Annotated in this window: 14 protein-coding genes; 6 read left to right on the forward strand and 8 right to left on the reverse strand. The window is 71.6% G+C overall.

Going from position 1 to position 14,888, the window contains the following annotated elements; translation table 11 throughout:
* Positions 1 to 99 precede the first annotated feature (99 nt).
* The 4 genes from ACZ6KO_RS14550 to ACZ6KO_RS14565 all read right to left on the reverse strand — a co-directional run bounded on the left by ACZ6KO_RS14550 (position 100) and on the right by ACZ6KO_RS14565 (position 4,914).
* Complete coding sequence (locus tag ACZ6KO_RS14550) at positions 100 to 1,509, reverse strand: FtsW/RodA/SpoVE family cell cycle protein (RefSeq protein WP_469304318.1); 1,410 nt, start codon at positions 1,507 to 1,509, stop codon at positions 100 to 102.
* Positions 1,497 to 2,759, reverse strand: coding sequence for an LCP family protein (locus ACZ6KO_RS14555; RefSeq protein WP_469304319.1), 1,263 nt, complete (start codon positions 2,757 to 2,759; stop codon positions 1,497 to 1,499). Before ACZ6KO_RS14555 ends, ACZ6KO_RS14550 begins: the two co-directional genes overlap by 13 nt.
* 83 nt (positions 2,760 to 2,842) lie before the next feature.
* Positions 2,843 to 4,225: a sensor histidine kinase gene (locus ACZ6KO_RS14560; RefSeq protein ID WP_469304320.1), complete on the reverse strand. Its 1,383-nt coding sequence runs from the start codon at positions 4,223 to 4,225 to the stop codon at positions 2,843 to 2,845.
* A gap of 5 nt (positions 4,226 to 4,230) precedes the next feature.
* Positions 4,231 to 4,914 carry a response regulator transcription factor gene (locus tag ACZ6KO_RS14565; RefSeq protein ID WP_469304321.1) on the reverse strand — a complete coding sequence of 228 codons (684 nt, stop codon included), beginning with the start codon at positions 4,912 to 4,914 and terminating at the stop codon, positions 4,231 to 4,233.
* Between the two features lie 322 nt (positions 4,915 to 5,236).
* Between ACZ6KO_RS14565 and groES the strand changes: the two genes are divergently transcribed.
* Both groES and groL read left to right on the forward strand, forming a co-directional pair.
* On the forward strand, positions 5,237 to 5,545 hold the full coding sequence (gene groES / locus ACZ6KO_RS14570) for a co-chaperone GroES (protein ID WP_401452456.1): 309 nt from the start codon (positions 5,237 to 5,239) through the stop codon (positions 5,543 to 5,545).
* A gap of 112 nt (positions 5,546 to 5,657) precedes the next feature.
* Positions 5,658 to 7,289 carry a chaperonin GroEL gene (gene groL, locus ACZ6KO_RS14575; protein ID WP_469304322.1) on the forward strand — a complete coding sequence of 544 codons (1,632 nt, stop codon included), beginning with the start codon at positions 5,658 to 5,660 and terminating at the stop codon, positions 7,287 to 7,289.
* An 87-nt stretch (positions 7,290 to 7,376) separates the two neighbouring features.
* Here the strand turns inward: groL and ACZ6KO_RS14580 are convergent, their stop codons facing one another.
* From ACZ6KO_RS14580 to ACZ6KO_RS14590, 3 genes are read right to left on the reverse strand one after another with little or no spacing between them, the layout of a single operon-like run.
* A complete protein-coding gene (locus ACZ6KO_RS14580; protein ID WP_469304323.1) occupies positions 7,377 to 8,087 on the reverse strand; it encodes an ester cyclase in 711 nt (236 codons plus the stop codon).
* Between the two features lie 51 nt (positions 8,088 to 8,138).
* Positions 8,139 to 8,912 carry an SDR family NAD(P)-dependent oxidoreductase gene (locus tag ACZ6KO_RS14585; RefSeq protein WP_469304324.1) on the reverse strand — a complete coding sequence of 258 codons (774 nt, stop codon included), beginning with the start codon at positions 8,910 to 8,912 and terminating at the stop codon, positions 8,139 to 8,141.
* 9 nt (positions 8,913 to 8,921) lie between these two features.
* Positions 8,922 to 9,614 (reverse strand): MOSC domain-containing protein, encoded by a 693-nt coding sequence (locus ACZ6KO_RS14590; protein ID WP_469304325.1) that lies wholly within the window; start codon positions 9,612 to 9,614, stop codon positions 8,922 to 8,924.
* A gap of 80 nt (positions 9,615 to 9,694) precedes the next feature.
* On the opposite strand from ACZ6KO_RS14590, the gene ACZ6KO_RS14595 reads away from it, so the two are divergent.
* The gene (locus ACZ6KO_RS14595) at positions 9,695 to 10,603 is read left to right on the forward strand and encodes a LysR family transcriptional regulator (protein ID WP_469304326.1); all 909 of its coding nucleotides are present in this window, start codon (positions 9,695 to 9,697) and stop codon (positions 10,601 to 10,603) included.
* A 158-nt stretch (positions 10,604 to 10,761) separates the two neighbouring features.
* Here ACZ6KO_RS14595 and ACZ6KO_RS14600 read toward each other — a convergent pair whose 3' ends face one another.
* Entirely contained in the window at positions 10,762 to 11,079 is a 318-nt protein-coding gene (locus tag ACZ6KO_RS14600) for a WhiB family transcriptional regulator (protein WP_469304327.1), read from the reverse strand.
* Positions 11,080 to 11,457: 378 nt separating this feature from the next.
* On the opposite strand from ACZ6KO_RS14600, the gene ACZ6KO_RS14605 reads away from it, so the two are divergent.
* From ACZ6KO_RS14605 to guaB, 3 genes are all read left to right on the forward strand, one after another.
* On the forward strand, positions 11,458 to 12,069 hold the full coding sequence (locus tag ACZ6KO_RS14605) for a response regulator transcription factor (RefSeq protein ID WP_003948568.1): 612 nt from the start codon (positions 11,458 to 11,460) through the stop codon (positions 12,067 to 12,069).
* A gap of 413 nt (positions 12,070 to 12,482) precedes the next feature.
* Complete coding sequence (locus ACZ6KO_RS14610) at positions 12,483 to 13,112, forward strand: sigma-70 family RNA polymerase sigma factor (RefSeq protein WP_469304328.1); 630 nt, start codon at positions 12,483 to 12,485, stop codon at positions 13,110 to 13,112.
* A gap of 126 nt (positions 13,113 to 13,238) precedes the next feature.
* A complete protein-coding gene (gene guaB / locus ACZ6KO_RS14615; protein ID WP_469304329.1) occupies positions 13,239 to 14,744 on the forward strand; it encodes an IMP dehydrogenase in 1,506 nt (501 codons plus the stop codon).
* Positions 14,745 to 14,888: the final 144 nt, after the last annotated feature.

Raw genomic sequence — 14,888 nt, forward strand, 5'->3', positions numbered from 1 at the left:
CTCCCAGCGCATGCCCGCTCTCCTGCCCCCTGGCCCCCCGGCCCCACTGGAGGGCCTAACGAAGCGGCCGACGCCGAAGAAACGGCCACACCGGCCCCGTCACACCCCCGCTCTCACCCCCACCGCCGTCGGTGGGGGCTCCGCCGGGTCCCGCGCGTCCGCCTCCCGTTGGCGTTCCGCGCTGTCGCTGATGCGCAGGAGGAGGGCGATCATGATCCAGTTGGCCAGGAGGGACGAGCCGCCCTTGGCCAGGAAGGGCAGGGCCTTGCCGGTCAGCGGGATCAGGCCCGTGACGCCGCCCGCCACCACGAAGACCTGGAGCGCCAGCGCCGTGGCGAGGCCCACGGCCAGGAGCTTGCCGAAGGGGTCGCGGGCGCCCAGGGCCATGCGCAGGCCGCGCTGGACCAGGAGGGCGTAGATCACCAGGACGGCCATGACCCCGGCGAGGCCGAGCTCCTCGCCGACCGTCGTCAGGATGAAGTCGGACCGGCCCGCGAACTTGATCAGCTCCGGGTGCCCCAGTCCCAGCCCCGTGCCCGACATCCCGCCGGTGCCGAAGCTGAACAGGGCCTGCGCCGACTGTTCGGACGTCAGCCCCTTGGGCCGGGTCTCCTCCGGCCAGTAGATGGCCATCGGGTTCAGCCACGCCTGGACCCGGTTCTTCACGTGCGGCTGGGTCGAGCCGACGGCGAACGCCCCGACCGCCGCCATGGCCAGGCCGCACACGATCCACGACGTCCGCTCCGTGGCGACGTACAGCAGGACCACGAACACACCGAAGAAGATCAGCGACGTGCCGAGGTCGCGCTCGAAGATCAGCACCAGCATCGCCAGGATCCACACCGTGATGATCGGACCGAGCTGGCGCATCGGCGGCAGCCGCATCCCGAGGAACCTGCGTCCCGTCAGGGCCAGCGAGTCGCGGTGCTGGACCAGGTAGCCGGCGAAGAAGATCGCGATCATGATCTTCACGAACTCGCCGGGCTGCACCGAGAACGGGCCGATGTAGATCCAGCGCTTCGCGCCGTACGTGTCGGCGGGCATGAACGCCGGCGCGATCAGCAGCACCAGCGCGACGGCCATCGTCAGGTACATGAACCGCTGCAGATAGCGGTGGTCCCGCAGCAGCGCGACCGTCAGGACGCACGCCGCCACGCCGATGACCGTCCACAGCAGCTGCCCGGGCGCGTTCGCCTCCGAGCCGTACCGCTCGATGTACCCCTGGTCCAGCCGGTGCAGCAGCACCAGCCCCAGGCCGGTCAGCAGCATCGCCAGCGGCAGGACCAGCGGGTCCGCGTACGCGGCGAAGCGGCGTACGCCCAGGTGGGCCACCAGCGACAGCAGCGTCATGCTGATCGTGAAGCCGGTGAGGTCGGTCGGCAGCTCGCCGTTCATCGCCAGGCTCGCGCTCGCGTGCCCGAAGACGGTGATCGCGACGACGAAGAGGAGCAGCAGTGCTTCCGTACGGCGGCGGGCGCCCGCCGCCGTCAGGGGCCTCAGTCCACGCACGGGATACCGCCACCGTCGATGGCGGTTCCGCTGTTGCTCCGGTGGGGGGAGGCGGGGGGTGAGGGCGGGGGTGACGCGGGAGATGACGGTGATGCGGGGGATGAGGGTGCGGCGCCCGGTGCGGTGGGGGTCGCAGCGGCTTCGGGTCCGATCTGCTCGGCAATGAGGCGCTTTATCTTCATATCATCTACGACGTTGATGTCCTCCCCATGGTTCCTTCCGAACCGCTCCACCGGCAGGGTCGTGAACTCCACCTTGCCGCCCGACAGGTTCCTGGCCTGCTTGACGAACGACAGCAGGTCCCACCCCTCGTCCGTCACCACGTCCTGCTTCGCCGCGTCGATCAGCCGCAGCAGCTTGACCGGATCGGTGAAGGTCCCGGCCTGGTTCAGCTTGTACGTCGCCCCCGCCAGGAACGCCTGCTGCCGCTTCGTCCGGTCCAGGTCCCCCATCTCCAGCCCGTTCCGCTGCCGCACGAACGCCAGCGACTGCTGCCCGTCGAGCGTCTGCCGCCCGGCCGGGAAGTCGGCGCCCGAGTTCTTGTCCTTCACCGGCTTGTTCAGGCACACCGGTACGCCGCCCAGCGCGTCGGCCAGGTGGTAGAAACCGGCCAGGTTCAGCTCGGCGAAGTGGTCGATCGGCACGCCGAGGAAGGCGCGGACGGTCTCGATCTCCGCCTTGCGGCCCGCCTCCCGCCCCTCCCGCTCCAGCTCCCGCTTGTCCTCGACGCCCCGCGCGGACAGCTCCTCCTCGCGCCGCGCCTTCGCCAGCCCGTACGCCTTCTTGATCTTGTCCTTGCCGGAGAAGCCGGGGACGCCCTTCAGTTCCACGAAGTCGTCGCGCGGCACCGAGAACGCCCGCGCCTTGCCGCCGTCGCCGGGTACGTGGAGCAGGATCAGCGTGTTGGTGTTGTAGCCGCCGATGTCGGAGCTGCCGGCGTGCAGCTTGTCCAGGACCTCCTCGGGCAGCGGCTCGCCGTTCTGGTCGCGGCGGCTGTCCAGCCCCATCAGCAGGATGTTGAGGTCGCCGTGCCGCGACTTCTCGCCGCCGCGCAGCGCCTTCGAGCTGCCGATGCTGGAGGCCAGGTCGTCGTACACGTACCAGGCGGTGCCACCCACGAGTACGGTCAGCACGCAGCCCGTGGCCAGCAGCGTGCGGCCGAGCCGCTGCCGCCTGGTCGGCGGTGCGGACCGCCGCCCGGACCGGGGCCGGCGCCGGTTGCTCGTCGTCTTCCTCCGGTGCGCGCTCATGGCAGTCGATGCTGGGCCGCGGCCGCTGAGGGAAACCTGAAGATCCTGAAAGCCCCTTCAGCGGGGGATGCTCTTGCGCCGTCCTACGCCACCGGCAGGTGCAGCACGAAGCGGGCGCCGCCGCCCTCGGCCGCCCCCGCCGCCTGCGCCGTCACCTCGCCCCCGTGCGCCCGCGCGATCTCGCGGGCGATCGCCAGGCCCAGCCCGGTGCCGCCGCTCGCGCGGCCGCGGCCGGCGTCCAGCCGTACGAACCGTTCGAAGACCCGGTCGCGGTCGGCCGCCGGGATCCCGGGGCCGTCGTCCGTGACCACGAGCACCGCCCGCCCCGGCTGCGCGTACGCCCGGACGGCGACCTCGGTGCGGGCGTGCCGCAGGGCGTTGTCGACCAGGTTCGCCAGCGCCCGCTCCAGGCCGGCCGGATCCCCGGCGGCCGGGACCGGCGCGGGCGCCGCCACGCGCAGCCGCACCCGCGGCGCCCGCCGCCGCGCCGCGTCCTCGGCGGCCAGCAGCGCGAGGTCGACCGGCTCGGCGCGCGGCGGCGCCGGCCGGCCGTCGAGGCGGGCCAGGAGCAGCAGGTCGGCCGCGATCCGCTGGAGCCGTTCGGTGTCGGCGAGCGCGGCCGCGACCGAGGCGCGGTCGGGGCGGTCCAGGGCCACCTCCAGCCGGGAGCGGACGGTGGCCAGCGGATTGCGCAGCTCGTGCGAGGCGTCCGCGGTGAACCGGCGCTGCCGGGCGTCGGCGGCCTCCAGCCGGTCGAGGGTCGCGTTGACGGTCCGGGCGAGCCGGGCGATCTCGTCGGCGCCGCCCGGGTCGGGAACCCGCCGGTCCAGTGCGCTGGCGGTGACCGCCGCCAGCGCGGTACGGATCGCGGTGACCGGGCGCAGCGCCTGCCCGGTCACCCACCACGCCAGTACCGCCGCGAAGGCGATCAGCGGGGGCGCGCCGGCGAGCAGGCCGACCGCGACGGCACGGGTGGCGTCGTCGACGTCACCGAGCACCGTCATGGCGTACACGGTGTGCGGATCGTGGGCCTCCGGCGGGCCCGGCGCCGCCACGGCCACCACCAGGCGCCGCTCGCCGCCGGGGCGGGCCGGCGGCAGCACGGCCGAGCGGGCGTCGCCGCCCGCCGGCTCCGGCAGCGTCGCCCCGCCCGCCCCGTCTCCGTTTCCGCTCCCGTTCCCGTCCTCGTTCCCGGCCCCGCTCGTCGCCACCGTCCTGCCCCGCGCGTCGCGTACGAGGACCAGGTCGACCCCGCCCTCCGGCGCGGGCAGCCGGCCGCCCGGCGGCAGGGCGTGCCCGTCGATCTGCGCGGCGACCTTGCGGGCGGCGAGTTCGGCGCGGCCGCCTGTGTTCTCCAGCAGGTTGGCGCGCAGCAGGGTGTGCAGCCAGAGCCCCCCGGCGGCCAGGACGGCCGTCATGGCGAGGGCGCCGGCGACCGCCGCCCGCGCGCGCAGGGTGCTCGCCACCGCCGTCACCCGCCGTCCGGGGCCAGCCGGTAGCCGGCGCCGTGCACGGTGACGATGGACCGGCGGCCGAAGGGGGTGTCGATCTTCCTGCGCAGCGAGGAGACGTAGACCTCGACGATGTTGGGATCGACGGCGTCGGGGGAGTCCCACACCTCGTCGAGGATGTCCCGCTTGGCGACCGCCCGGCCCGGCTGCTCCATCAGGCAGGCGAGCACGCCCACCTCGCGGGCGGTGAGCTCGACCTCCCGCTCGCCGCGCCGGCAGCGCCGGGCGCCGGGGTCCAGGGTGAGGTCGCCGGCCTGGAGCGTGCTCGGCCGGGCGGCGGTGCCGGCGCGGCGGGCGAGCGCGCGCAGCCGGGCGCCGAGCACGACGAACGAGAAGGGCTTCGTCAGATAGTCGTCGGCGCCGGAGTCCAGGCCGTCGGCCTCGTCGTACTCGCCGTCCTTGGCGGTGAGCATCAGGACCGGGGTGGGGTCGCCGTGGGCGCGCATCCTTCGGCAGATCTCGTGCCCGCCCGGGCCGGGGAGCATCAGGTCGAGCAGGACGGCGTCGTACGGGCCGCCGCTGAGCGCGAGCTCCAGGCCGCGGTGGCCGTCGTACGCGGTCTCGACCCAGTGGCCCTGCGCCGACAGGCCCCGCCGGAGGGACTCGGCGAGGCCTTCTTCGTCTTCGACCACGAGGATGCGCACCGCTCAACTGTCACATACCGGCCACAATCACCCACCGGCCCGCCGCCGCGGGCCCTCACCCGCCGCTGCATGAGCTGTCCATGATCGGGAACTTATCGGCGCCCAACACCCCGCCCGGCACCATGCATCAGACGCGACCGGGCGTGAATTGGCACTCCGCTTGACCGAGTGCTAATCGCCGGAATAGTCTCGGGCCTGGCACTCGCCGCTGGTGAGTGCCAACACAGCGACGGGCAGGTCCGGCACCCGCGACGACGGATCGACCTGGTCGCCACACTCAGACAGTTAACCCCGTGAGATCTCCGAAGGGGGAGGTCGGATCGTGACGACCGCCAGCTCCAAGGTTGCCATCAAGCCGCTCGAGGACCGCATCGTGGTCCAGCCGCTCGACGCCGAGCAGACCACGGCTTCCGGCCTGGTCATCCCGGACACCGCGAAGGAGAAGCCCCAGGAGGGCGTCGTCCTCGCCGTGGGCCCGGGTCGCTTCGAGGACGGCCAGCGTCTCCCGCTGGACGTCCAGGTCGGCGACATCGTGCTGTACAGCAAGTACGGCGGCACCGAGGTGAAGTACAGCGGCGAGGAGTACCTCGTCCTCTCGGCTCGCGACGTGCTCGCGATCGTCGAGAAGTAATCACCTCTGAAGTTTTGCTTTTGAGCTGCGCCCCTGGTCACCCCGCTGATTGCCGGGCGGCGAGGGGCGCGGTTCGTTGAACCCGAGTTTCCGAGAGGGCTGAACCGCTCCCATGGCGAAGATCCTGAAGTTCGACGAGGACGCCCGTCGCGCCCTCGAGCGCGGCGTCAACAAGCTTGCCGACACGGTCAAGGTGACGATCGGCCCCAAGGGCCGCAACGTCGTCATCGACAAGAAGTTCGGTGCGCCCACCATCACCAACGACGGTGTCACGATCGCCCGTGAGGTCGAGATCGACGACCCGTACGAGAACCTGGGCGCCCAGCTCGTGAAGGAGGTGGCGACCAAGACCAACGACATCGCGGGTGACGGCACCACCACCGCCACCGTGCTGGCCCAGGCGCTGGTCCGCGAGGGCCTGCGCAACGTCGCCGCCGGCGCCTCCCCGGCCTCCCTGAAGAAGGGCATCGACGCCGCGGTCAAGGCCGTGTCCGACGAGCTCCTGGCGACCGCCCGCCCGATCGAGGACAAGTCCGACATCGCCGCCGTGGCCGCGCTCTCCGCGCAGGACCAGCAGGTCGGCGAGCTCATCGCCGAGGCGATGGACAAGGTCGGCAAGGACGGTGTCATCACCGTCGAGGAGTCCAACGCCTTCGGCCTGGAGCTGGAGTTCACCGAGGGCATGGCCTTCGACAAGGGCTACCTCTCGCCGTACATGGTCTCCGACCAGGAGCGCATGGAGGCCGTCCTCGACGACCCGTACATCCTGATCAACCAGGGCAAGATCTCCTCCATCCAGGACCTCCTGCCGCTGCTGGAGAAGGTCATCCAGGCGGGTGGCTCCAAGCCGCTGCTGATCATCGCCGAGGACGTCGAGGGCGAGGCCCTCTCCACCCTCGTCGTCAACAAGATCCGCGGCACCTTCAACGCGGTCGCCGTCAAGGCCCCGGGCTTCGGTGACCGTCGCAAGGCGATGCTCCAGGACATGGCCACCCTCACCGGTGCCACCGTCATCTCCGAGGAGGTCGGCCTCAAGCTCGACCAGGCTGGTCTGGACGTGCTGGGCACCGCCCGCCGCGTGACCGTCTCCAAGGACGACACCACGATCGTGGACGGCGCCGGCTCCTCCGAGGACGTCCTCGGCCGCGTCAACCAGATCAAGGCCGAGATCGAGGCCACGGACTCCGACTGGGACCGCGAGAAGCTCCAGGAGCGCCTCGCGAAGCTCGCCGGCGGCGTGTGCGTGATCAAGGTCGGCGCCGCCACCGAGGTGGAGCTGAAGGAGAAGAAGCACCGTCTGGAGGACGCCATCTCCGCGACCCGCGCCGCGGTCGAGGAGGGCATCGTCTCCGGTGGTGGCTCCGCTCTGGTCCACGCCGCCAAGGTGCTCGAGGGCAACCTCGGCAAGGAGGGCGACGAGGCCACCGGTGTCGCGGTCGTCCGCCGCGCCGTCGTCGAGCCGCTGCGCTGGATCGCCGAGAACGCCGGCCTCGAGGGCTACGTCATCACCTCGAAGGTCGCCGAGCTCGACAAGGGCCAGGGCTTCAACGCCGCCACCGGCGAGTACGGCGACCTGGTCAAGGCCGGCGTCATCGACCCGGTGAAGGTCACCCGTTCCGCCCTGGAGAACGCCGCCTCCATCGCCTCCCTGCTGCTCACGACCGAGACCCTGGTCGTCGAGAAGCCGGCCGAGGAGGAGGCCGACGCCCACGGTCACGGCCACGGTCACGGCCACAGCCACTGACCCGTAGCGCCACGGATCGCCCCCGGCGTTCGGAAGGCCCCGTTCCGCAGCTGCGGAACGGGGCCTTCCCGTGTCGTAGGGGCCGGATCACGACTCGTACGGCGAGCCGGTGACGCCCATCTGGCGTTGCAGCTCACCGATGTTGTAGTGCCACCAGCCCTCGGTGATCTCACCGTTCTCGCAGCGGAACGTGGTGGTGCCCGACATCTCGTACGTCTTGCCGGTCGGGGCCGCGCCCATGAACTGGCCCGTGTGCTTGCCGTGCCACTTCCACACCGTGGTGACGAAGTCGCCCTCGGCGATCTGGGCCATCGGCTCGAAGGTCATGTCGAAGCCGCCGCGCCAGCCCTCGATGTCGGAGCGCATGCTCTCGCGCCCGATGACGGTGGACTCCACCTTGCTGGCGTCGTGGTCGATGTAGTTCGTCGCGACGCACTCCTCGAGGACGGCCATGTTGCCGTTCATGATGACGTCCTCGAACACCCGGTTCACCAGGTGCTTGTTGAGCTGCTCGTCCCGGACCACGTCCAGGTTGGTGAACTTCGGCATCCCGTCGCAGAGGGCCATCATCTCCTGGAACATCTTGTCCGTCTCCGGGAGATTGGAGTTGCGCATGGCGTCTTCGTACGACGGGAACTCGACGACGTCGACGTAGTGGTCCGCGTCGTCGCGGTCCTTTCCGATCAGGCTGTGGACGACGGTCCTGCGGCCCTGGCTCTGGGCGACGTACCGGTCCATGAGGTCGGACAGGTCGTCGTACCGGCGAGTCTTGTAATCGATTATCTGTACGAATGTCATGGCGGTCCTCCCGGATGGATGAGACGTGCCCAGTTTATTCCGGAATGTCCGCTACTGGGGTCCGTACTTCCGCCCCGTGCGGGACGACACCCCGCCCAGCAGGCCGCGCGGCGTCAGCTTCACGACGCCCATCAGCGCCTTGTACCGCGGGTCCGGGATCGAGACCGTCCTGCCCCGCCCGAGGTCGGCGAGGGCCGCGGCGACCAGCTTGTCGGCGTCCAGCCACATCCAGTTGGGGATGTTGTCGGTGCCCATGCCGGCCCGCTCGTGGAACTCCGTCCGCACGAAGCCGGGGCACAGCGCCATCAGCCGGACGCCCGAGTCCGCCAGGTCCTTCGCCGCGCCCTGCGTGAACTGCACGACCCAGGCCTTGCTCGCCCCGTACGTCCCGCGCGGCAGGAACGCGGCCACCGACGCCACGTTGATCACGCCGCCCCGGCCGCGCGAGCGCATGGACTCCGTGGCCGCCGAGGTCAGCCGCAGCACGGCCTCGATGTGCACCTTGAGCATGGTCAGCTCGTCGGCCATCGGGACGTCCAGGTAGCGGCCCTTGTTGCCGAAGCCCGCGTTGTTGACCAGCAGGTCCACCGGGTGCGTACGGTCGCTCAGGCGCTGCTCGACGGCACCGATGCCCTCGTCGGTCGACAGGTCCGCCGTCAGCACCTCGGCCTCGATGCCGTGCCGGTCGTGGAGCTCGGTGGCCTGTTCGCCGAGCCGCTTGGTGTCGCGGGCCACCAGCACCAGGTTGTGTCCCTGGGCGGCCAGCCGCCGGGCGAAGGCGGCGCCGATGCCCGCCGTGGATCCTGTGATCAGCGCAGTCGTCATGTGCGCAACCTAATGCCCCGGGGCGTCGCCGTACTTGGCGGTGTACGCGCGGGCCACCCCCAGCAGGTCCGACTCCATCCAGTCGGCCGCCGCCAGCGTGCGCGGCAGCAGCCCGCGCTCCAGCGTGGCGGCCCGGAACAGCAGCGAGACGCTGATGTCGTGGCCGGGGCGGTGTTCGACGGTGACCGCGTCCCCGGCCGCGAAGGCGCCCGGCTCGATCACCCGCAGCAGCGCGCCCGACGCGCCCCGCTGCGTGAACCGGCGCACCCAGGACGGCTCGCCGACCGCGCCGGCGAAGGTCCGGCACGGGATCCGGCAGCCGGTGACCTCCAGCAGCGCGCCGCCCACCCGCCAGCGCTCGCCGACCAGCGCGCCCTCCACGTCCAGCCCGAGGGTGGTGAGGTTCTCCCCGAACAGGCCGTTGGCCAGCGGCCGGTCCAGCACGCGCTCCCAGTGGTCGAGCTCCTCGCGCGCGTACGCGTAGACGGCCCGGTCGGGGCCGCCGTGGAAGCGCAGGTCGCAGATCGCGTCGCCCTCGACGCCGCCGCCCGCGGTGCCCTTGGGGCCGGGGACGGAGACCTGGACCGGGCCGGTCACGGGCCGCTTGCCGATGCCCGTCATGCCGCCCTCGCTGTCGGTGTACGGCACGGCCGTCGCACGGCCGACGTTGACGGAGAGGACCTTGCCGGTGCGGATGCTCATACGGCCACGCTAACCCGCGGGGCCCCAAAGGATCCCGGCGATATTGGCGCGATCGTCAAAGTCGCCCTTATGATCATAGGGTGATCGAGGCACGTCATCTCCGGGTCCTGCGCGCCGTGGCCGGCACCGGGTCTTTCTCCGCCGCCGCCCGCGAACTGGGCTGCACCCAGCCGGCCGTCTCCCAGCAGATGAAGGCGCTGGAGCAGTCCGCCGGTACCCCGCTGCTCATCCGCACCGGCCGCGAGATGCGGCTGACCCAGGCGGGTGAGGCCCTGGTGCGCCATGCCGCCGGGATCCTGGCGGGGCTGACGGCCGCCGAGGAGGAGGTCGCCGCCATCGCGGGCCTGCGGGCCGGCCGGGTCCGGCTGGTCTCCTTCCCCAGCGGCAGTTCCACGCTCGTGCCCACCGCGCTCGCCGCGCTGCGCGCCGCCCATCCCGGTACCCGCGTCTCGCTGGTCGAGGCGGAGCCGCCGCGCTCGGTGGAGATGCTGCGCGAGGGCGACTGCGACGTGGCGCTCGCCTTCCGCTACGCCGGGCCCCCGTCCGCCGGCGCGGAGGGGGAGGGCTGGGAGGACTTCGTCGTACGCCCGCTGCTCACCGACCGGCTCGTCGGGCTGGTCCCCGAGGGGCACCGGCTGGCCGGCGCCGCCGAGGTGGGCATGGCGGAGCTGGCCGGCGAGCCGTGGATCGCGGGCTGCCCGCGCTGCCGCCGCCATCTGGTCGAGGTGTGCGAGCGCGCCGGGTTCACCCCGCGCATCGACTTCGCGACGGACGACTACCCGGCCGTGGTCGGGCTGGTCGGGGCGGGCCTGGGGGTGGCGGTGCTGCCCGAGCTCGCGGTGGAGTCCGTACGGGCCAAGGGCGTGAGCACGCTGGCGGTCCGGCCCGCCGTGGAGCGCGAGGTCGTGGCGCTGACCCTGCCGGACCTGGCGCGCGTACCGGCGGTGGCCGCCACGCTGGCGCAGCTGGAGCGGGCCGCCGCGCGCTGACCCCCGCGCGCCGGCCCTCCGCCCGGGTGGCGGCGGGCCGGTCGCGCCGGATTCGAGGAAACGTTCCTTCTGTCGGTGGGGCGGTCAGTTCTCGGGTGGATCGGTGGGTGGATCGGCGGGTGGAGCGGTCGGCCGGTGGAGCGGCCGGCCGGTGGGGGTCACTCGTTCCTGCTCACACTGGTCGCCGGGATCAGGCGGTGGCGGGCGCGGCCCATGAGCTCCTCGCGTTCGTCCTCGGTGAGGCCTCCCCATACGCCGTAGGGCTCACGGACGGCGAGAGCGTGCGCGGCGCACTCCGCGCGCACCGGGCATCGCATGCAGACCTCTTTAGCCGAGGCCTCGCGCGCGCTCCGGGCCGCGCCCCGCTCGCCCTCCGGGTGGAAGAAGAGGGAGCTGTCGACCCCGCGGCAGGCGGCGAGGAGCTGCCAGTCCCAGAGGTCGGCGTTCGGTCCGGGGAGGCGGGAGAAATCTGCCATTGCTAGTCCTCGTTCAGCCGGTACTGAGGCGGATACGGTCCATGCGGCCACATCTACGATCAGATCAGACGTAAATATGACTGATGTGAATCTAGCCTCAGACACATGGCAAACGGAAGGAAAGCCGCCAAATAGGGCATAGCTCCAGATGGAGGACATGTGGCTTGTGTTGCCCACGCCGTGACGGCTTCCTCACGTAGAGTGCCGAAGGTGTCCGTCCGACCCGTAACTCTTTCGAGTGACCATCGTTGAGAGTGCGAAGGCGGTTGAACGAAGAAGTTCCCGGACAGATGTCCGAGAGCATCGACCGCACAGGTGACGATACGTACCAGCCTGGAGGCTCAAGGTGACGCGCATCAGCAGCTGCGGAGGGCGGTCATGACTTCCGTCCTCGTCTGCGACGACTCCCCGCTTGCCCGAGAGGCGCTCCGCCGCGCGGTGGCCACCGTGCCCGGCGTCGAGCGTGTGACGACGGCTGCCAACGGCGAGGAAGTCCTCCGCCGCTGGGGTGCCGACCGCTCCGACCTGATTCTGATGGATGTACGGATGCCGGGTCTGGGGGGTGTCGAGACCGTCCGCCGGCTGCTCTCGGCCGACCCCGGCGCCCGCATCATCATGCTGACGGTCGCCGAGGACCTGGACGGGGTGGCCCTCGCGGTCGCCGCCGGGGCCCGGGGCTATCTGCACAAGGACGCCTCGCGCGCCGAACTGCGGGCCACGGTCACCCAGGCCCTGGCCGACCCGACCTGGCGCCTGGCCCCGCGCCGGCTCCGCTCGGCCGAGATGGGCGCCGCGCCCACCCTCACCGCGCGCGAGATCCAGGTGCTGGAGGGCATGAGCCACGGCCGCTCCAACGCGGAGATCGGGCGCGAGCTCTTCCTCTCCGAGGACACGGTCAAGACGCACGCGCGCCGGCTGTTCAAGAAGCTGGGCGCCTCCGACCGGGCGCACGCCGTGGCCCTCGGGTTCCGCTGGGGCCTGGTCCGCTGACGGCGGACCGCCCGTCGCCCGGGCAGGTGGCCGTGCGACGGGGCCGGGCGGCTGGTCCGGACGGGTGACGTGGGCGGTCCGGCCGGGGCGGTCCCGTCCGGACGCGACGGACGGGGCGGCGGTGCGGCCGCCCGCCCACCGGTGGACGCGCACTCGGGTTCCGCTGTACCCGCCGTACCCGGTGCGCACCGGGGGGTTGGCGGGGCACAATCCGGGGGACGTGTCGCTTCGTGCGCGATGCCGCATCCTTGAGGTGTGCCGCATTCTTGGAGATGTGGGTTCCTCGGGGACCATCCGGCGAGCGGGAGGGGAGGGCGCAGATGATGGGTTCCGGCGCGCCCGCTCATAACGCTTCGATGCACAACACCGGCCACGATGCCGCGAACGCTCCGGCGGCGAGGCACCATGGATTGATGCGCGACGACGAAGCCCTGGGGTCCCCCGCGGCCGCAGGCACCACCGGCGCCGCCAAGAGCGGCTCCGCCGGCGGCGTCGGCGCGCTCGTCCGCCGCGCGGTGGAGGGCGACGAGCAGGCCACCCACGACCTGCTCGCCCATGTGCACCCGCTGGCCCTGCGCTACTGCCGCACCCGGCTCTCCCGGCTGCCCGGCGACGCCCGGCACTTCGTCGAGGACCTCGCGCAGGAAGTCTGCGTCGCCGTCCTGATGGCCCTGCCCCGCTACCGCGACACCGGCCGGCCCTTCGAGGCCTTCGTCTTCGCCATCGCCGCGCACAAGGTCGCCGATCTCCAGCGGGCCGCGATGCGGCACCCCGGCAGTACGGCCGTACCGTCCGACGAGATGCCGGAGCGGCCGGACGACTCCCTCGGCCCCGAGGAGCGGGCGCTGCTCAGCAGTGACGCCGAATGGGCCAAGAAGCTGCTGGCCAACCTGCCGGAGAACCAGCGGGAGCTGCTCGTGCTCCGCGTGGCCGTCGGCCTGACGGCGGAGGAGACCGGACAGATGCTCGGCATGTCGCCGGGAGCGGTCCGGGTCGCCCAGCACCGGGCGCTCAGCCGGTTGCGGGCCCTCGCCGAGCAGTGAGGAGACCGGCTCGTCCGTTCGTAGGAAGAGACGAAAATTTCCATCGATCTTGGTCGTGGAATGAGACGCCTCGCGATCCCGTTAGCATGGACATCCGCGCTGAGCAAGACCATCTGGGAAGGTGTCATGACTGTCAACGGTGACGGAGTGCCCGACAAATTCGCCACGCTCGGGCTGACCTACGACGATGTCCTGCTCCTGCCGGGCTCGTCCGACATGGCGCCGGACGAGATCGACACCTCTTCCCTCATCTCCAAGAACGTCCGGGTGAACGTGCCGCTGCTGTCGGCCGCCATGGACAAGGTCACCGAGGCGCGCATGGCCATCGCCATGGCCCGCCAGGGCGGCGTCGGTGTCCTGCACCGCAACCTCTCCATCGCCGACCAGGCCAACCAGGTGGACCTGGTCAAGCGCTCCGAGTCCGGCATGGTCACCGACCCGATCACCGTGCACCCGGACGCGACGCTGCGCGAGGCCGACGAGCTGTGCGCGAAGTTCCGCATCTCCGGCGTCCCGGTCACCGACCCCGCCGGCAAGCTGCTCGGCATCGTCACCAACCGCGACATGGCCTTCGAGTCGGACCGCAGCCGCCAGGTGCGCGAGGTCATGACCCCGATGCCGCTGGTCACCGGCAAGGTCGGCATCTCGGGCGTGGACGCCATGGAGCTGCTGCGCCGCCACAAGATCGAGAAGCTGCCGCTGGTCGACGACGCGGGCATCCTCAAGGGCCTCATCACGGTCAAGGACTTCGTCAAGGCCGAGAAGTACCCGAACGCCGCCAAGGACAAGGACGGCCGGCTGCTGGTCGGCGCCGCCGTCGGCGTCGCCGGTGACGCGTACGAGCGCGCCCAGGCGCTCATCGAGGCCGGCGCGGACTTCATCGTCGTCGACACCGCCCACGGCCACTCCCGCCTGGTCGGCGACATGGTCGCCAAGATCAAGTCGAACTCCTCCGTCGACGTCGTCGGCGGCAACGTCGCCACCCGCGACGGCGCCCAGGCACTCATCGACTCGGGTGTCGACGGCATCAAGGTCGGTGTCGGCCCCGGCTCCATCTGCACCACCCGCGTCGTCGCCGGCATCGGCGTCCCGCAGGTCACCGCCATCTACGAGGCCTCGCTGGCCGCCAAGGCCGCGGGCGTCCCGGTCATCGGCGACGGCGGCCTGCAGTACTCCGGCGACATCGCCAAGGCCCTGGTCGCGGGCGCCGACACGGTGATGCTCGGCTCGCTGCTCGCGGGCTGCGAGGAGTCCCCGGGCGAGCTGCTCTTCATCAACGGCAAGCAGTTCAAGTCGTACCGCGGCATGGGCTCGCTCGGCGCGATGCAGTCCCGCGGCGACCGCAAGTCCTTCTCCAAGGACCGCTACTTCCAGGAGGGCGTGGGCGGCGACGACAAGCTCATCCCCGAGGGCATCGAGGGCCAGGTGCCCTACCGCGGCCCGCTCGCCGCGGTCGTCCACCAGCTGGTCGGCGGCCTGCGCCAGTCGATGTTCTACGTCGGCGGCCGCACGGTGCCCGAGCTCCAGGACCGCGGCCGGTTCGTCCGGATCACCTCGGCGGGCCTGAAGGAGAGCCACCCGCACGACATCCAGATGACGGTCGAGGCGCCGAACTACTCCCGCCAGGGCTGAGCGACGTGAGGTGAGGCGAAGGGGCGGACCCGTAACGACGGGTCCGCCCCTTCGCCGTGTGTCCGTACAGCCGTACAGCCGTGCGTCCGTACAGCGGTCACGGGAACGCGACCCTCCGGCGTTCGGGGATACTGGACGGGCAGA

The organism is Streptomyces sp. NPDC042102 (assembly GCF_055582305.1).